General features: G+C 65.3%; 19 protein-coding genes. 8 read left to right on the top strand and 11 right to left on the bottom strand.

The features are described from left to right. Positions 1-7 precede the first annotated feature (7 nt). The 3 genes from C7T96_RS17310 to C7T96_RS17320 are packed head-to-tail and all read left to right on the top strand — an operon-like array spanning position 8 to position 2,453. Positions 8-778 (top strand): molybdopterin-synthase adenylyltransferase MoeB, encoded by a 771-nt coding sequence (locus C7T96_RS17310; protein ID WP_106572513.1) that lies wholly within the window; start codon positions 8-10, stop codon positions 776-778. Next, positions 775-2,028, top strand: a complete 1,254-nt coding sequence (locus tag C7T96_RS17315) for an aconitase X catalytic domain-containing protein (RefSeq protein WP_106572514.1) — start codon at positions 775-777, stop codon at positions 2,026-2,028. Before C7T96_RS17310 ends, C7T96_RS17315 begins: the two co-directional genes overlap by 4 nt. Next, the gene (locus C7T96_RS17320; protein WP_245414164.1) at positions 2,025-2,453 is read left to right on the top strand and encodes a DUF126 domain-containing protein; all 429 of its coding nucleotides are present in this window, start codon (positions 2,025-2,027) and stop codon (positions 2,451-2,453) included. The genes C7T96_RS17315 and C7T96_RS17320 overlap by 4 nt, the downstream gene beginning before the upstream one ends. A 34-nt stretch (positions 2,454-2,487) precedes the next feature. Here C7T96_RS17320 and C7T96_RS17325 read toward each other — a convergent pair whose 3' ends face one another. Beyond that, complete coding sequence (locus tag C7T96_RS17325) at positions 2,488-3,489, bottom strand: D-glycerate dehydrogenase (protein ID WP_106572515.1); 1,002 nt, start codon at positions 3,487-3,489, stop codon at positions 2,488-2,490. A gap of 170 nt (positions 3,490-3,659) precedes the next feature. On the opposite strand from C7T96_RS17325, the gene C7T96_RS17330 reads away from it, so the two are divergent. After that, positions 3,660-4,220: an SH3 domain-containing protein gene (locus C7T96_RS17330; protein ID WP_164749926.1), complete on the top strand. Its 561-nt coding sequence runs from the start codon at positions 3,660-3,662 to the stop codon at positions 4,218-4,220. A 182-nt stretch (positions 4,221-4,402) separates the two neighbouring features. Here the strand turns inward: C7T96_RS17330 and irrA are convergent, their stop codons facing one another. Continuing rightward, positions 4,403-4,822 (bottom strand): iron response transcriptional regulator IrrA, encoded by a 420-nt coding sequence (gene irrA / locus C7T96_RS17335; RefSeq protein WP_106572517.1) that lies wholly within the window; start codon positions 4,820-4,822, stop codon positions 4,403-4,405. Between the two features lie 236 nt (positions 4,823-5,058). Between irrA and fabA the strand changes: the two genes are divergently transcribed. The 4 genes from fabA to C7T96_RS17355 all read left to right on the top strand — a co-directional run bounded on the left by fabA (position 5,059) and on the right by C7T96_RS17355 (position 9,275). After that, the gene (gene fabA, locus C7T96_RS17340; protein WP_106572518.1) at positions 5,059-5,571 is read left to right on the top strand and encodes a 3-hydroxyacyl-[acyl-carrier-protein] dehydratase FabA; all 513 of its coding nucleotides are present in this window, start codon (positions 5,059-5,061) and stop codon (positions 5,569-5,571) included. A gap of 48 nt (positions 5,572-5,619) precedes the next feature. Then, the gene (gene fabB / locus C7T96_RS17345) at positions 5,620-6,840 is read left to right on the top strand and encodes a beta-ketoacyl-ACP synthase I (protein WP_106572519.1); all 1,221 of its coding nucleotides are present in this window, start codon (positions 5,620-5,622) and stop codon (positions 6,838-6,840) included. A 10-nt stretch (positions 6,841-6,850) separates the two neighbouring features. Next, positions 6,851-7,651, top strand: a complete 801-nt coding sequence (gene fabI, locus C7T96_RS17350; RefSeq protein ID WP_106572520.1) for an enoyl-ACP reductase FabI — start codon at positions 6,851-6,853, stop codon at positions 7,649-7,651. 97 nt (positions 7,652-7,748) lie between these two features. After that, a complete protein-coding gene (locus C7T96_RS17355) occupies positions 7,749-9,275 on the top strand; it encodes a bifunctional diguanylate cyclase/phosphodiesterase (RefSeq protein WP_106572521.1) in 1,527 nt (508 codons plus the stop codon). Between the two features lie 48 nt (positions 9,276-9,323). Here C7T96_RS17355 and C7T96_RS17360 read toward each other — a convergent pair whose 3' ends face one another. The 9 genes from C7T96_RS17360 to C7T96_RS17400 all read right to left on the bottom strand — a co-directional run bounded on the left by C7T96_RS17360 (position 9,324) and on the right by C7T96_RS17400 (position 17,510). After that, positions 9,324-10,349, bottom strand: a complete 1,026-nt coding sequence (locus C7T96_RS17360; protein WP_106572522.1) for a class I SAM-dependent methyltransferase — start codon at positions 10,347-10,349, stop codon at positions 9,324-9,326. A gap of 98 nt (positions 10,350-10,447) precedes the next feature. Further along, positions 10,448-12,598: a polyribonucleotide nucleotidyltransferase gene (gene pnp / locus C7T96_RS17365; RefSeq protein ID WP_106572523.1), complete on the bottom strand. Its 2,151-nt coding sequence runs from the start codon at positions 12,596-12,598 to the stop codon at positions 10,448-10,450. 253 nt (positions 12,599-12,851) lie between these two features. Further along, the gene (gene rpsO / locus C7T96_RS17370; RefSeq protein WP_275069017.1) at positions 12,852-13,223 is read right to left on the bottom strand and encodes a 30S ribosomal protein S15; all 372 of its coding nucleotides are present in this window, start codon (positions 13,221-13,223) and stop codon (positions 12,852-12,854) included. Between the two features lie 80 nt (positions 13,224-13,303). Then, positions 13,304-13,687: a hypothetical protein gene (locus C7T96_RS17375; RefSeq protein ID WP_106572525.1), complete on the bottom strand. Its 384-nt coding sequence runs from the start codon at positions 13,685-13,687 to the stop codon at positions 13,304-13,306. A gap of 124 nt (positions 13,688-13,811) precedes the next feature. After that, positions 13,812-14,252, bottom strand: coding sequence for an SH3 domain-containing protein (locus tag C7T96_RS24220; RefSeq protein ID WP_199190506.1), 441 nt, complete (start codon positions 14,250-14,252; stop codon positions 13,812-13,814). A gap of 115 nt (positions 14,253-14,367) precedes the next feature. Beyond that, entirely contained in the window at positions 14,368-15,453 is a 1,086-nt protein-coding gene (gene corA, locus C7T96_RS17385) for a magnesium/cobalt transporter CorA (RefSeq protein WP_106572526.1), read from the bottom strand. A gap of 80 nt (positions 15,454-15,533) precedes the next feature. Next, on the bottom strand, positions 15,534-16,520 hold the full coding sequence (truB, locus tag C7T96_RS17390) for a tRNA pseudouridine(55) synthase TruB (RefSeq protein ID WP_106572527.1): 987 nt from the start codon (positions 16,518-16,520) through the stop codon (positions 15,534-15,536). 50 nt (positions 16,521-16,570) lie between these two features. Continuing rightward, positions 16,571-16,969, bottom strand: a complete 399-nt coding sequence (rbfA, locus tag C7T96_RS17395) for a 30S ribosome-binding factor RbfA (RefSeq protein ID WP_106572528.1) — start codon at positions 16,967-16,969, stop codon at positions 16,571-16,573. Further along, the gene (locus C7T96_RS17400; RefSeq protein WP_127600184.1) at positions 16,962-17,510 is read right to left on the bottom strand and encodes a YcxB family protein; all 549 of its coding nucleotides are present in this window, start codon (positions 17,508-17,510) and stop codon (positions 16,962-16,964) included. The genes rbfA and C7T96_RS17400 overlap by 8 nt, the downstream gene beginning before the upstream one ends. Positions 17,511-17,570: the final 60 nt, after the last annotated feature.

Here is a 17,570-nt window from a genome sequence, read left to right on the forward strand (position 1 = left end):
GACAGGCATGGACAAGGCCACGACACGGCCCCTGAGCGACAGCGAGCTGGAACGTTATGCGCGTCACATCGTCCTGCCGGAGATCGGCGGCGCAGGCCAGCAGAGGCTGAAACGCGCGCGGGTGCTCGTCATCGGCGCGGGCGGGCTGGGCGCGCCCGCGCTCAGCTATCTCGCCGCCGCCGGCGTCGGCACACTCGGGATCGTCGACGACGACATCGTGTCTTTGTCAAACCTGCAACGGCAGATCATCCATCGCACCGACGCGCTCGACAGGGCCAAGGTGGACAGCGCCGCCGACACGATCGCGTCGATCAACCCGCACGTGGCGGTGGAAAAGCACCGGCTGCGCCTGACCGCCACCGGTGCCGCCGAGCTGGTCGCCGGCTACGACATCGTCACCGACGGGTCCGACAATTTCGAGACCCGCTATGCGGTGGCCGACGCCTGCGCGGCGGCGGGCAAACCGCTGGTTACCGGCGCCGTCGGACGTTTCGACGGCTCGCTGACGGTGCTCAAACCCTATGCGCACGGCGCCGACGGCGCGCCCCTGCCCTCCTATCGCGACCTTTTTCCCGAACCGCCGCCTGCGGACATGGTGCCGTCCTGCGCGGAGGCCGGCATCGTGGGGGCGCTAACGGGCGTGATCGGCACGCTGCAGGCAATGGAGGTGATCAAGCTGATCACCGGGATCGGCGAGCCGCTCGTGGGGAGGCTGCTTTTGTATGACGGGCTCGGCGCCCGGTTCGAGACCATGAAATACGGCCGGAGCCAGACATGAACGTGATGCTGGCAGACGACGAACGCGCGCTCGCGGCCGGACGGGACGGCAAGGCGATGGCGATGCGCATCGTTGCCGAAAGCGCACGGCTTCTCGGCGCGCGCCGGCTGCTGCCGATCACATCGGCCCATATTGACGGCGGCCTCTATCACGGGGATTCGGGCACGCTCTTCGCCGAAAAACTCGTCACCGAGGGCGCACGGGTCGCCGTGCGGGCGACGCTCAATGTCGGCGCGCTCGATCTCGCCGGCGGCTGCACGGTGCGACTGGCCGAACCGCAGCGCGGCATGGCGCAGCGGATGATGCGGGCCTATGTGGCGCTCGGCTGCGAACCGAGCTGGACCTGCGCGCCGTATCAGGCCGGGCATCGTCCGGCGCGCGGCGAGGACGTCGCCTGGGGCGAATCGAACGCGGTGGTGTTTTGCAATTCCGTTCTGGGCGCGCGCACCAACCGCTACGGCGACTTCCTCGACATTGCCTGCGCGGTGGCCGGGCGCGCGCCCGATTGCGGCCTGCACCAGGCTGAGAACCGCCGCGCCCGGGTGGTGGTCGACGTTTCGGGACTGTCGGACCGGTTTTTCGCCGACGATACGGCATGGCCGGTGCTGGGCAGCCTCTACGGCCGGCTGGTCGGCAACGCCGTCGGCGTGCTCACCGGAGTGCGCGGCGCCCCCGACGAGGACGCGCTCAAAGCCTTCGGCGCGGCGGCCGCCTCATCCGGCGCGGTCGGGCTGTTCCATATTGTCGGCCTGACGCCGGAAGCGCCCGATCTCGCCACCGCCACCGGTGGCCTGGAGCCGGAAACGCGCATCGTCGTGACCGCGGCGATGGTTGCCGACAGCCGCCGGCGGCTTTCGACCGCCGCGCGCGCCGACCGCATCGACGCGGTCGCGATCGGCAGCCCGCATTTGTCGCTGGCCGAGTTCGACCGGCTCGAAAGCCTTATTGCGGGGCGCCGCCTGCAGGTGCCGCTGTTCGCCTGCACCGCCCGGCACGTTCTGGAAGCACTCGGGGATCAGCGGCGGCGGACCTCGCTGGAAGAGGCAGGCGTGACGATCGTGGCCGACACGTGCGTCGTGGTCACGCCGATTTTGGCGGACATCAAGGGGGGTGTGTTGATGACCAATTCCGGCAAATTCGCGCATTACGCGCCGGGAAATACCGGGTACGCGACACTGTACGGCTCGCTTGCCGATTGCGTGGAAAGCGCAGTCAGCGGGCGGCCGGTGCTGTCGGAGCCACAGGGTTGACGGTGCAGGCGAAGGGCGAGGTGCTGGTTCCCGGCGCGCCCGGCCAGGGCCCCGCGCTCGTCCTGCAGGCTCCGATCAGCTTCTGGGGCGGGGTCGATCCGCGCGACGGCAGGATCATCGACGTGCGCCACCCGCAACATGGTGCAGTCGTGGCTGCGAAAGTGTTGTTCGTGCCGGCGACGATCGGCTCGTCATCGGCCTCGTCCGTGCTTCTGGAGCTTGTCAGGGCCGGCGTGGCGCCGGCGGCGCTGATCATCGGCGAGGCCGACGCGATCCTGCTTCTGGGACTGGTCGTGGCGCGCGAGATGGGCTGGGAGCCGCCGGTCGCGGTGCGGCTCGATCCGGAGCAATTTTCCGCGTTCAGCGACCGCATTGTCACGGTCGCAAACGACGGTACGCTCCAGGCTCTGGACGACCAGAGCTAAGCCGCGTCCGCGCCGGGCAGCAGGCTTCGCTTGCTCACAGCCGGCCCGGAAGCACCCGGTCGGGCGGGCGATGACCGTCGAAAAACGTGCGTATATTGATGATCACCTTGTCGCCCATGTCGATACGGCCCTCGATCGTGGCCGATCCCATATGCGGCAATAAAACGACCTTGCCTTTTTCGGCAAGCTTGACGAGCTTCGGATTGACCGCCGGCTCATGTTCGAACACGTCGAGGCCGGCACCGGCAAGCCTGCCCTCACGGATCATGTCGATCATCGCGCTCTCGTCGATGATCTCGCCGCGCGCCGTGTTGACGATATAGGAGCCGGGCTGCATCAGCGCCAGGCGCCGCGCCGACAGCAGATGGAACGTGGCGGGCGTGGAGGGACAATTGACGGAGATGATGTCCATGCGGGCCAGCATCTGGTCGAGGCTTTCCCAATAGGTCGCCTCCAACTCGTCCTCGATCGCGGGCGCGACCCGGTGTCGGTTGTGATAGTGGATGGACAGCCCGAAGGCTTTGGCGCGCCGCGCCACGGCCGTTCCGATCCGGCCCATGCCGATAATGCCGAGCCGCTTGCCCCAGATACGGTGCCCGAGCATCCAGGTCGGCGACCAGCCACTCCATTTGCCGTCTCCCTTCAGCACGCCCGCGCCCTCGATCAGGCGCCGCGGCACGGTCAGGATCAGGCCCATGGTCATGTCGGCCGTGTCTTCGGTCAGCACGTTGGGCGTGTTGGTGACGGTGATCTGCTTCTGCGCCGCGGCCTCGACATCGATATGGTCGACGCCATTGCCGAAATTGGCGATCAGTTTCAGCCCCTCGCCGGCCTGGGCGATCAGCGCCGCGTCGATGCGGTCGGTGATGGTGGGCACCAGAACCTCGGCCTCGCGCACCGCAGCGACCAGTTCGGGTTGCGTCATCGGCCTGTCCTCGACGATCAGCCGCGCATCGAACAATTCGCGCATGCGCGTTTCCACCGGATCCGGCAATTTGCGCGTGATCACCACGAGAGGCTTTTTCCTGCCCGCCATCGTTTCCTCGTTCCGGATCCTGTTGAGACCTCTTTAACCAAGACGGGCGATACTGGCCAGCGTGATCGACCCGGCCCTGTGTAACAACTGGGCCCGTTGAAGACAAAGAAAAACCGGACCTTGCCGGCATGCTTTGCAGCCGCGAGAAGTTCGAAATTCAGGGACTGACCGTGTCGCGTTTCGTGTCGCTTGGCCTGGCCGTTGGGGCTGCTCTCCTGGCAACGGCAACCGCATCCTTCATGTCCGCCACGCCCGCCTGGACGGCCGGCGCCTCGCAACCCGTCGCCCGCGGGCCAAGCGGCCTGCCGCTGCCGCGCTTCGTGAGCCTCAAGGCGAGTCGGGTCAATCTGCGGATCGGGCCCGGTCGCAGCTATGCCGTCGACTGGCTCTATCTGCGCAGCGGCCTGCCGATGGAGATTATCCAAGAATACGACAATTGGCGCCGGGTGCGCGATTCGGAAGGCGTCGAAGGCTGGATCAGCGGCTCGCTGCTGTCGGGCCGTCGCACAGGGATCGCCGCCCCCTGGCAGCGCGGCAAGGCGGCGGAAATCGCCCTGCGTAAGGAGCCCTATGACGACGCGCGCACGGTCGCGCTCGTGGAACCAGGCGCGGTCGGCGAAATCCGCACCTGCAACGGCGACTGGTGCCGGATGGATTTCGACGGCCACACCGGCTGGGTGCGCCAGCAACAAGTCTGGGGTGCCTATCCCGGAGAAACCATCGAGGACTGAGGCCAGCCCAACCGGGCGCTCGGCGACAGCGCGGGTCAGGTCCGAGAGCCTCAAGCAACATGCGGGCGCCTCGCCCCGCCGAACCGGCGGCGGACGGCCCGACACGGTCTTGCGGACCACGAGCTGGCACGCCTCACGGCAGCCATGGCATTGCCAAAAAATACCGGAAAGCGGTGGTCGGTTCAGCCGTAACGCCTGGGCCGCAGCCGCACGACGATATCCACATTCACGATTTCCATGCCCTCGGGCGGCTCGGGCAAGTTATGCACGGTGACCGGCCCGGAGGGGATATCGACGACGCGGCTCTCGCCCTCGATGAAATAGTGATGGTGGTCGGAGGTGTTGGTATCGAAATAGGTCTTGGCGCCCTCAACGGCGAGGATGCGCAGCATGCCGGCTTCGGTGAACTGATGCAGCGTGTTGTAGACGGTCGCCAGGGAGACGGGAACGCCGGCGGCTACCGCTTCCTCATGCAGTTCTTCGGCCGACAGGTGCCGGTCGCCCTTGGCAAACAGGAGGTCTGCAAGCGCGACACGCTGCCGCGTCGGCCGCAAGCCGGCCGTGCGCACCTTCCTCTTCGCCAGAGACAATGTGTCCAGCATTTCACCTCGTTTCGGGGCGCCTTGCCCACGCACGCCCCCAGCGCACCGGGTCCGGCGTCAAATTCACACTTCAGGATATAACTTCTCCTTAAATCCAGATCAATAGCGGCACATTGACCCGTGCAGCACATCGCGATAAGCGCAGGCATAGGTTTCTTGCGGTCGGTCACAACGACCGGACGTAGAAGCGGGCGGGCACTGGCGGCCGGCCATATTGGCAAAGCGGGAAGGGTTTAATGGCAGAGCGGAAATCCAGCTACGGCTACGAAGAGCTCCTGGCGTGCGCGCGGGGCGAGCTTTTCGGACCGGGCAACGCCCAGCTTCCGGCGCCGCCCATGCTGATGTTCGACCGGATCACCGAGATCGATGAGGCCGGCGGCGAATACGGCAAAGGCATGATCCGCGCGGAACTGGACATCAAGCCCGATCTCTGGTTCTTCCCGTGCCACTTCATCGGCAATCCGGTGATGCCGGGCTGCCTCGGCCTGGACGCGATGTGGCAGATGACGGGTTTTTTCCTGGGCTGGCTCGGCGAGCCGGGCAAGGGCATGGCGCTGTCCACCGGCGAGGTCAAGTTCAAGGGCATGGTGACGCCGGACGTCAAACGGGTCGAATTCGGCGTCGACTTCAAACGCGTCATGCGCGGCCGACTGGTGCTGGGCATCGCCGACGGCTGGCTGAAGGCGGACGGCGAAACGATCTACACGGCCTCCGACCTGAAGGTCGGCCTGGCCAAGCAGGAAGCCTAACTTAGCCCGGCCTGATATGGCCCGTTGAACAATTCCAGGGAGAACGACATGAAGCGTGTCGTCGTAACCGGACTCGGTATCGTCTCGTCAATCGGCAACGATGCCGGCGAGGTCGAAGCCTCGCTGCGCGATGCGCGCTCGGGGATCAGCTTTTCGGATGAATTCGCCGAGCACGGCTTCCGCTGCCAGGTCTGGGGAGCCCCCACGCTCGACCCCGCCGAACTGGTCGACCGGCGCGCGATGCGCTTCCTGTCCAAGGGCGGCGCCTGGAACCATGTCGCCATGCAACAGGCGATCGCCGATTCCGGCCTGGCCGAAACCGACATCACCAACGAGCGCACCGGCATCATCATGGGCTCCGGCGGCCCGTCGACGCGCACCATCGTGGAAGCGGCCGCGATCACGGAAAAGAACAACAGCCCCAAGCGCATCGGCCCGTTCGCGGTACCGAAGGCGATGTCTTCGACCGCCTCGGCGACGCTTGCGACCTGGTTCAAGATCCATGGCGTGAATTATTCGATCTCTTCGGCCTGCTCGACCTCGGCGCACTGCATCGGCAACGCGGCCGAGCTCATCCAGTGGGGGAAGCAGGATATCGTGTTCGCGGGCGGACACGAGGATCTGGATTGGACAATGTCCAACCTGTTCGACGCCATGGGCGCGATGTCCTCCAAATTCAACGACCAGGCGGCCACCGCCTCGCGCGCCTATGACGTTACCCGCGACGGGTTCGTGATCGCCGGCGGCGCCGGCGTGCTGGTTCTCGAAGAGCTGGAACACGCCAAGGCGCGCGGCGCCAAGATCTATGCCGAACTGGTCGGTTACGGCGCGACGTCGGACGGGTTCGACATGGTCGCCCCCTCCGGCGAGGGCGCGGTACGCTGCATGCGCCAGGCACTGGCGACCGTCGAGGGCGATGTCGACTACATCAACACGCACGGCACCTCGACGCCGGTCGGCGATTCGCGAGAGATCGCCGCGATCGGCGAGGTTTTCGGAGACAAGATGCCGCACATCGCGTCGACAAAATCGCTCACCGGCCATTCTCTGGGCGCGGCCGGCGTGCAGGAATCGATCTATTCGATCCTGATGATGCAGGCAGGTTTTATCGGCAAAAGCGCGCATATCGACACGCTCGATCCGGAATTCGAAGGCGCTCCGATCGTGCGCGAACGCATCGACAACGCCAGGATCGACACCGTGCTTTCGAACTCGTTCGGCTTCGGCGGCACCAACGCGACCCTCGTCTTCCAGCGGCATTCCGGGTAGGAGCGCGCACATGGAAGGGCTGATGAAGGGCAAGCGCGGCCTCGTCATGGGCGTGGCCAATGATCACTCGATCGCCTGGGGCATCGCCAAAAAGGCGTTCGAGCACGGCGCCGAAATGGCGTTCACCTATCAGGGCGAGGCATTCGGTCGGCGGGTCAAGCCGCTCGCCGAACAGGCCGGCGTGAAGCTGGTTCTTCCCTGCGACGTCGAGGACGAAAGCTCGGTCGAGGCCGTGTTCGACACGCTGAAATCGGAATGGGGCACACTCGATTTCATCGTGCATGCGATCGGGTTTTCCGACAAGAACGAGCTCAAGGGTCTCTACGCCGACACCACGCGCGCCAATTTCACCCGCACCATGGTGATTTCGTGCTTTTCCTTTACCGAGGTCGCGCGCCGTGCCGCGGCGATGATGAACGATGACGGCGCGATGCTGACGCTGACCTATGCGGGTTCGACGCGCGTCATGCCCAATTACAACGTCATGGGCGTGGCCAAGGCGGGGCTGGAAGCGAGCGTGCGCTATCTGGCAACCGATTTCGGCCCGCGCGGCATCCGCGTCAACGCGCTGTCGGCCGGACCGGTGCGTACGCTCGCCGGGGCAGGCGTCGCCGACGCCCGCCACATGTTCGCCTTTCAGCAGCGCAATTCCCCGCTGCGGCGCAGTGTCGACATCGACCAGGTGGGCAATTCGGCGCTCTATCTGTTGTCCGATCTCTCCGCCGGCGTGACGGGGGAAATCCATCACGTCGATTCCGGCTATCATATCGTGTCGATGCCGAGCCTCGAGGAACTCAAGAAGTCCGAATGAGCGCGCCTGCGACACGATTTCGCTAAAATTCGAACGAAGTCACGCAACGAACCTTAATGCGCCTGTGCTTTGGTACATGGCGAGTGAGGGATTTGCCATGCGTGACGCACCGGATCCGAACCGGTCACCGATCTTCAGGATGATAACGATAGCGAGCTCGGGTCTGGGCAGCTTCATTATCGGCCTGTGGGCATTGCGGTCGGGGCTCGGCGGAAACCTGGCCGGCCTGCCGCCGGAGATCGTCGGCGCGAGCGTGGCGGCGTTATGTGCGCTGGCGGCGGCCGGGGCGGCGCTGTCCTTCTTCGCCGGTGTCGACGAATCGGCCGGTTACGTGTTCCGGGAAACGCAGATCGACAAACTGACCGGCTTTCATTCCCGCAACGCACTGATCGGCAAGACCGCCGAGGCCGTGGCGACCAGCACCAGGCTGGGCGAACCCGTTTTCCTGATCGATCTCGACATCGACCGTTTCAAGCAAATCAACGATGCCATCGGCTACAGCCAGGGCGACCAGGTCATCCGCGCCTTTGCGCAGCGGCTGAAGGCCTGCCTGCCGGAGGGCGCCGAAATCGGGCGCATCGGGGCTGGAGAATTCGCCGCCCTGGTGCCCGACAGCCTGGTCGATGGAGAGATCGGCACGAGGATCGACGCGCTGATCGAAAAGATGACGGAACCCTATCAGCTGCCTTCGCATCTGCAGTCGCTGAACCTGTCGGTGGGCGTCGTGGCCGTTCCAAAGGACGGTGACGACCCGATCGTCTTGTTGCGCCGCTCCAACCTGGCGCTGCAGCACGCGCGCGCCAATGGCATGGGCAACTGGGCGGTGTTCCAGCCGGAAATGGGACAGGTGGCCGACTACCGGCAGTGGATCGAAGCGGAGTTGAGCACCGCCTTCGACCGTGGCGATTTCGATCTCCACTACCAGCCGCAATTCGATCACATGAAAGGCCGCGTAGTCGGCTACGAAGCCCTGATCCGCTGGACCCACCCGGCTCGCGGCATGATTTCGCCGACCGAATTCATTCCGATCGCGGAAGAGACCGGAATCATCGGCCCGATCGGCGAGTGGGTGCTGCGCAAGGCCTGCACGGACGCGCACGCTTTGCCGGACGGTTGCTTCGTTGCCGTCAACATCTCGCCGGTGCAGTTCATGACCAAGGATTTCGCCAGCCTGGTTAGACGGGTGCTGGAGGACACCGGTCTGCCGCCGTCGCGGCTGGAGCTCGAAGTCACCGAAACCGCGATGATGCAGGATCGCACGCGCGCCGCCGAAATCCTGCGCGAATTCACCGCCATGGGCCTGACGGTGGCCGTCGATGATTTCGGGACCGGATATTCGAACCTGTCCTATCTGATCGATTTCTCGTTCCAGAAGCTCAAGATCGACCGCTCCTTCGTCTCGCGCATCGACCGCAACAATGGCGGCGCGGTGGTGTCGACCATTGTCGGATTGTCGCGCGCGCTGGGCGTCGACACGATCGCCGAGGGCGTGGAGACCGAGGATCAGGCAACCCTGCTGCGCGCGGCCGGTTGCGACGTGTTCCAGGGCTATCTGTTCGGCAAGCCGCAACCTTTGATGGTGCGCGGGGACGAGGCAGTCGAGGTTCGGCACGCCGTCCACTGAGCCGGCGGCACCGGATGCCGCCCGAAGCGCGGCTTGCCCGACCAGCCGTCAGCGGCGGGCCCAAAGCAGCTTGAAACGTGTGTCGCGCAGCGTCTCACCGGAGGTGGCGAACATCGCCGCCAGGTCGGTCTCGTAAGGCAAGCCCCGATTGGCGACGAGGAAAAGCCGCCCGCCCGGCTTGAGCGCAGCGCTCGCCGCCCGGATCATGCCCGTTCCGATCGCCGGTTCGGCCGCCCGCCCGTGGTGGAAGGGCGGGTTCATCACCACGACGTCATAGTGGCGCGGCACGGGTTCGCTCAAAAGATCCCGCCAGTGAAAGCCAAGCGGTGTGCGCCCGGCCTGGGACGCCAGATTGGTCTTGGCCGCCTCCAGCGCCGCGTGGTCGGCTTCGTAAAGATCGAGGCCGGAAAGGTGCTGTCCGGCGCGCTCCAGAAGCGCAGCCGCGAGATAGCCCCAGCCGGCGCCAAAATCGGCGGCCCGGCCAGCGAGATCCTGGGGAAGATGGTCCGCCAGCAAGCGCGAGGCCGGATCGATGCGATCGTGTGAAAACATGCCGGGCGCGGCCCGGAAGCGGCCGTCGACCGTCACAGCGCGCCCGCTAAACGCCAACTCGGCCATAACGGGTGCCGCCGCCTCCGCCCTGGCAAACCAGAAGGCGATGCCGTGATGCTTGGACAGGCTGCCATCGAGGGCGATCAACTTGCCGAGACGCTTGCGCAGGCTGTCGACGCCATCCTTCTTGCCCCCGGCGACCAGCACGAGACCGCCGTTTTTCGTGCGGGCATAGGCCTCGGCGATACGAGCCTCGTTCTGACCGCGATGGCGACCGAGCAGCACCAGCGCCAGATCGTAGCCATCCCCCTGCGGCTCGGGCGTCACCGCCACGCCGTGACGGTCCAAGGCGAGAAAATCCGGGCGAAATCCCTGCACCGCTTGCAGGTTGGCCGCAAAGCCGTCCGGCAGCCGGAAGCCGGGCACAGCTCCCAGAAAAAGCGCCCGCTGCTTGGCACCCGGCACGGGAAGGGTTCCGTTTTCGAACGGATGAAACAGCGTTTTCGTGGCGTTTTCGCTCATGATCCCACTTGGCGCGCGGCCGGAGGCGTCGACGTTTGAAAGGAAACGGGCGCGCCCCTTGCGAGGCGCGCCCGTGAAGTCCGTCAGAGATCCGGCGCTCAGGCGTCGGCTTCCTCGGTCTCTTCCTTCTTCTTTTCCTTGGCAACTTCCTTGCCGGTCTCCTGGTCGACGACCTTCATGGACAGGCGCACCTTGCCGCGCTCGTCGAAGCCCATCAGTTTCACGAACACCTTGTCGCCTTCCTTGACCACATCCGTGGTCTTGGCGACACGCTCATTGGCGAGCTGGGAGATGTGCACGAGGCCGTCGCGCGGGCCGAAGAAATTGACGAAGGCGCCGAAATCGGCGGTCTTGACGACCGTGCCCTCGTAGATCTCGCCCACTTCCGGCTCGGCGACGATGGTGTGGATCCACTTCTTCGCCGCCTCGATCTCCTTGGCGTTGGACGAGGCGATCTTGACCGTGCCGTCATCGTCGATGTTGATCTTGGCACCGGTCTTTTCGACGATCTCGCGGATCACCTTGCCGCCGGCGCCGATCACGTCGCGGATCTTGTCGGTCGGGATGGTCACGACCTCGATGCGCGGCGCGAATTCGCCGAGCTCGCCGCGGCTTTCCGACAGCGCCTTGGACATCTCGCCGAGAATGTGCAGGCGACCGCCCTTGGCCTGACCGAGCGCCACCTTCATGATCTCCTCGGTGATGCCATCGATCTTGATGTCCATCTGCAGCGAGGTGATGCCTTCGTCGGTGCCGGCGACCTTGAAGTCCATGTCGCCGAGATGATCCTCATCGCCGAGAATGTCGGACAGGACCGCGAAACGCTCGTCTTCCTTGATCAGGCCCATCGCGATGCCGGCGACCGGCTTGGCGAGCGGCACGCCGGCATCCATCAGCGCCAGCGAGGTGCCGCAGACGGTCGCCATGGACGAGGAACCGTTGGATTCGGTGATCTCGGAGACGACGCGCAGCGTGTAGGGGAACTGATCGGGCGCCGGCAGCAACGGATGCACGGCGCGCCAAGCCAGCTTGCCGTGACCGATCTCGCGCCGACCGGGCGAGCCCATGCGGCCGGTCTCGCCGACGGAATAAGGCGGGAAATTGTAGTGAAGCAGGAAGGCTTCCTTGTAGGTTCCCGTCAGTGCGTCGATGAACTGCTCGTCCTCGCCGGTGCCGAGCGTGGCGACGACCAGGGCCTGGGTTTCGCCGCGGGTGAACACGGCCGAACCGTGGGTGCGCGGCAGGACGCCGACTTCGGCGACGATCGGGCGCACGGTCTCAAGGTCGCGGCCGTCGATGCGGTTGCCCGTGTCGAGAATGTTCCAGCGCACGATCTTGGCCTGCAGGCCCTTGAAGACGGTGCCGATCTGCTCGCCGGTCCATTTGGGCTCTTCCTCGCCTTCCGGCAGCAGAGCCGCCTTGACCTTGGCCTTGACGGCGTCGACGGCGTTGTAGCGCTCCTGCTTGTCGGTCAGCTTGTAGGCCGCACGCAGCTCGGTCTCGGCGATCTTCAGCATCTCGGCTTCGAGCTCGGAAAGATCGGTCGGCTTGAATTCGCGCGGCTCCTTGGCGGCGACCTCGGCCAGCTTGATGACCGCGTCGATCACCGCCTGGTAATTCTTGTGGCCGAACATGACCGCGCCGAGCATGGCGTCCTCGGACAATTCCTGAGCTTCCGATTCCACCATCAACACGGCTTCACCGGTACCGGCGACGACGAGGTCGAGCTTGGATTCCTCCATCTCGTCGAGATGCGGGTTGAGCACATACTCGCCACCGATATACCCGACGCGCGCCGCGCCGATCGGCCCCATGAACGGCACGCCCGACAGGGTGAGCGCGGCCGAGGCGGCGACCATGGCGACGATATCGGGATCGTTTTCCAGATCGTGCTGCAGGACAGTCAGAACGACCTGGGTGTCGTTCTTGTAGCCGTCGACGAAAAGCGGGCGGATCGGGCGGTCGATCAGACGCGAGGTCAGCGTCTCCTTCTCGCTCGGACGGCCTTCACGCTTGAAGAAGCCACCCGGGATCTTGCCGGCGGCGAAGGTCTTTTCCTGGTAGTTGACGGTCAGCGGGAAGAAATCGAAACCCGGCTTCGGCTCCTTGGCCGACACGATGGTCGCCAGCACGACCGTTTCGCCATAGGTGGCGAGCACGGCACCGTCGGCCTGGCGTGCGATCTTCCCGGTTTCGAGGATGAGCGGACGACCGCCCCATTCGATTTCCACTTTGTGGTGATTGAACATGTGTGTCTCTCATATGCAGAAACGTCGATCCGCGACGCAAATGCGCGGACCGTTTCCGTCTGGCTTCGTTGCGGACGAGCCATGGGCAAGACAGCGCGACGTCCGGCAATCCGGGCGTCCTGCAATCCTGCCCCATGACCTGCCCATGGGCGGTTTCGCGCCGTTGCTTGGCGGCGGAAACCGATCGGGCCTCTTACGTCCGGCCCATGATGTTCAAAACGGCGGACCCCATGCGGGACCCGCCGTTTAAACATCAGCGACGCAGACCGAGCTTTCCGATCAGGGTCTGGTAGCGGGCGACATCCTTCTTCTTGAGATAGTCGAGAAGAGAACGACGCTGCGACACCAGTTTCAACAAACCGCGCCGGGAATGGTTGTCCTTGGCGTGGGTCTTGAAATGCTCGGTCAGATTCTTGATGCGCTCCGAAAGAATCGCCACCTGGACTTCCGGAGAACCGGTATCGTCCTTCTGGGTCGCGTATTCGGTCAGCAATTCCTGCTTGCGCGCGGCGGTAATCGACATCGTGCATCCTTTCTGTTCTTGATCAGGAAAAGTCGCCCACGGCCAGGATGTCGTCCAGCGGGGGCCATTTGTGCATGCGCCAAGCGCGATGCTGCGGCGCATATAGTGTAAAATCGCGCGGATTGCCAGCGCAAATTCACGCCCGCGCGGCTCTGGCGAGAGCGGCGACGCCCTGCCGGCCGTCAGCAGCCGTTCTTGACATAGGCGTCCGGCACGGCCTCGTTCCAGGCGATGCTGGCCGCGTCGCCATGCGACCCATACGGGCCGTCGCCGACGCAGAAATAGCCGTCGCGGAAATTCGGATAGTCGTCGGTGTGCAGGACATGGAGCCCCGCCCCGCCTCCGGCGAACGGGCCGCCGAGTTCCTCGACCAGCGCCGCGGCGTCGGCATGACGGTTGTGGCAGCCGAGGATGACGTACCAGCCGCAGGCCTGAACGGCGACGAGCGGCAGACCGGGCGAGCCGATCCCGGAGAGGGGCGCGACCGGTCCGGCCTGCGCGGATACCGCCATTGCCGCGAGAAACGCCGCTGACGCCAGCGCGCGAACGTCCGATGTTTTCGCCATGATCGCTTCCCCTGCCGGACGATCTTCGTCGTCCCATGCCTGCCCCGACAAATCTTCGGCCCGCGGCCGGAGCCTGTCAAGCACGCAACCCCGCACACCCGGAGACCGGATCACCACGCGAAATTCAATGCGCCTCGTCCTCCTCGCATTGCAGATAGGGATCGTAGACCCAGCCGACGGCATTGTCTTCGGCAAGCCGTTCGACCGCGTACCAGGTCTTGCCGTTGTGCAGCCGCTCCTCATAGGGCCGCACGCGCACGCCGTTCGCCCAGGTGCCGAGGATGGCGCCGTTCGGCTGTTCGCGGATGTTGAGCGGCGTGCCGGTCGGATCGGCGACGGTGCACACACGCCCGATCCCGTCCTCGCCCGTGCAATCGAGATAGGCGCCGAACACCCAGCCCCAGGCTTCGGCATATTTGCCGACCAGCGCCCAGCGCGTACCGTCGTGGTCGCGGTGGGCGACGATCTCCACCTTGGCGCCCTTGTTCAGCGTCGACAGGATGCGCCCGTTGGGTCCTTCGCGCACGTTGAGCGGCGTACCCGTCGGGTCAACGACCGTGCACACGGGCGGACCGCCGCAGGCGCGCGCCGCACCGACGGCAAGCATGGCAAACAACATTGTGAGGCCAAAACAGGTCGTGTATCGCATGCCGGTCCCTCTGGTTTTTCAATCGATCCGCTTACAGCCAGCGCTTGCGCCGGAACAGATATAACAGCCCGACCGCGATCAGCACCATGATCGTCAGCGCGACCGGATAACCATAGCGCCAGCGCAATTCGGGCATGTTCCAGCTCGAATCCGGCGTGAAGTTCATGCCCCAGATGCCGGCCAGGAAAGAAAGCGGAATGAAGATGGTGGAGATGATGGTGAGCACCTTCATCACCTCGTTCATCTTGGTCGACACGCTCGACAGATAAAGGTCCAGCAACCCGGTCGCGAGCTCGCGATAGGTTTCGACGATGTCGATCAGCTGGATGGCGTGGTCGTAGGTGTCGCGCAGGAAGTAGCCCACCTCGCTGGGAATAAGGCCGAGCTCCTCGCGGCTCATCGCCGACAGCATCTCGCGCGCCGGCCACAGCGCGCGCTTAACGACGAGCAGTTCGCGCTTGAGCTGATGCAGGCGCCCGACATCGCGCGGATGCGGGTCCTTGGTGATCTTGTCCTCCAGATCCTCGAGCTCGTCGCCGATCGTCTCGAGCATGGGAAAATAGGCGTCGAGGATCGTGTCGAGGATCGCGTAGACGAAATAGGCCGCCCCGCGCGTACGGATCCGCCCGGCCGGCTGGCGCAGCCGCTTGCGCACAGGCTCGAGGCAATCGCCGGGACGCTCCTGGAAGGTCACCACATGGCGCCCGTCGAACAGGATCGCAAACTGTTCCTTGGAATCCACGCTCTTGCCGTCGAACATATGCACGACGATCAAAGCGTGCTTTTCGTAGGTGTCGACCTTGGGACGCTGATTGGTGTTGGCGATATCCTCGAGAGCCAGTTCCTCGATCGAGAAAAGCGCCCCGATCGCGCTCAAAAGCTCGAGATCGGCCAAGCCGGTGACGTCGACCCACAGCCGCTTGCCCGACTTCATGGCCTTTTCGATCGCCGCCAGCGACGCGTCGGCGACTTCCTCGACATGGTCGTCCGAAATCACGGTCAGGCGGATTCCGGTCGGCGAGGCGCGCTCGTCATGCACCAGCGTGCCCGGCGGCGCGCCGACGGGTGCGCGATGGCGCGAGACGAATTTCGCCTTGCTCTTGGTCTTCCCGCTCATGCGGCAAGTAGGCGGAAAAATCGCCGCCGTCGCAAGGGCAAATGCGCCGGCGGCCGACGGCAGGCCGCCACCGGTAGGTTTCAGCGACCGGCGAAAACCCGCTTCGGTTTGAACATGCCCGCCTCCACGGCGCCGATCGCGACCAGACGGCCGCGCGCCGTGGCATAGGCTTCCGGCGCCTCCACCGGCGCGTCGCGGCCGCGGATGATGACCGGATTGCCGAGCCGGATGCGCTGTGCGGCGTCGTCGCTGATGGCGATTTCGGGGAGGCAGTCGAGCGCGGCGCCGGTGTCGACCAGCAACGCGTCGAGCGCGGCGAAGCGCTCCTTGTCGGGACGCGGGTCGGCGATGCGGCCGTCCTCCGCCGGCTCGCCTTGCGGCCGGGCCGCGGCGGCCGCGGCCTCGAGCGCTTCCAGCGTCACCAGATCGTCGGCGACGAAGGGGTCGACCTCGACCCGGCGCAGGACGGCGATGTGGCCCTGGCAGCCCAGGTCGCGGCCCATATCGCGGGCGAGCGAACGCACATAGGTGCCCTTGCCGCATTCGATCTCGAAAACCGCGCTGTGTTCGTCCGGGCGTTCGATGAGATCGAGCCGGCCGATCTCCACCTCGCGGGCGGGGATGTCGACGGCCTGTCCCTCGCGGGCGATGTCGTAGGCGCGTTCGCCGGCGATCTTGACGGCGGAAAATTGCGGCGGCACCTGCATGATGACGCCAGTATAGTTGGGCAACAGGGCGCGAATCTCGGCCTCGCTCGGACGTAGGTCCGACGTGGCCGTCACATGGCCCTCAAGATCGTCGGTCGAACGTTCCTCGCCCCAGGCAATGGTGAAGCGATAGACCTTGGCCCCGTCCATCACGTAGGGCACGGTCTTGGTCGCCTCGCCGAGCGCGATCGGCAGCATGCCCGAGGCGAGCGGGTCGAGTGTGCCGGCGTGGCCGGCCTTGTCGGCCTTGAACAGCCATTTGACCTTGGAGACCGCCTCGGTCGAGCCCATGCCGACGGGCTTGTCGAACACCAGCCAGCCGGAGACGGGACGCCCCTTTTTCTTGCCGCGCCGCGCCATCGCCTACGCCGCCCCCACCAAAACCGCCAAACGCCGCAAATCCGATCCCCTCATTCCTCGCCGTCCTCGTCATGGCCGAGATCGCGCGCAACCTCGGGAGAGCGCAGCAACTCGTCGATCCTGGCCATGTTGTCGAAGCTCGTATCGAGCCGGAAACGGAATTCCGGCATATATTTCAATTGCCTGAGTGCACCCGAAACACGCCCCCGAATGAATTTCGCATTGCGCGCGAGTGCCTTGATAACCGCATGATTGTCCGTCACGCCGAGCGGCGAAACGAAGGCCGTGGCGATTTTCAGGTCCGGCGACATGCTTACCTGCGAGATCGAGATCACGGTATTTTCGATCAGCTCGTCGCGCACCTCGCCGCGCTGCAGCACGTCGGAAAGGGCGTGGCGCACCTGCTCGCCGACGCGAAGCTGACGTTGGGAGGGCGGTTTTTCAGCCATGGGTCGTGGAAACTCCGTCCTGGGCGAGGCGCCAGAAGCGCTCGTCGAGTGCATCGTCGGGAAAGGCGCGCCGCGGCACGATCAGCGCGATGGCGGGATTGAGCCAGAAGAAGAAATGCGCCGCCGTGCGCTGGCCGCGCTCGAAGTCGCGCCACGCGGTACGGCTGTCGTCGTCGCCGATCTGAAGCGACACCGCCTTGCGGTCGGCAACCAGGCGGACGGGCTTGTCGGCAAGCTTCATGCGGCGGAAATTCCTGCGGCGCAGCCAGGGCAGATAGACAAACAGCCAGGCGACGATCAGCGCGGCCAGGCCGAGATTGAGAAAATGCTCGACGGCAAGCGGCGCTGCGCCGACAAGCGCCTCCACCAGCAACCAGGCCCCGACACCAATGTTGAGAAGCACCGCCGACCACAGCACGGCACGGCCGAACCGCCCCGTGCGCCAGCGCGTCCTTGCCTCCATCATGGCAAGATAGTCCTGCTCGGTCAGGCGGTAGCGGATTTCGATCCCGCCCTCATCCGGCATGTGTGGTGCAAGCATGGCGGGCTCCCGCAGAGGATCCCGACGACGACGGCCTTTGCGGGCCGCGCCGCCGGACAG

This window comes from Nitratireductor sp. StC3, assembly GCF_003015025.1.
Classification (GTDB): domain Bacteria; phylum Pseudomonadota; class Alphaproteobacteria; order Rhizobiales; family Rhizobiaceae; genus Mangrovimarina; species Mangrovimarina alexandrii.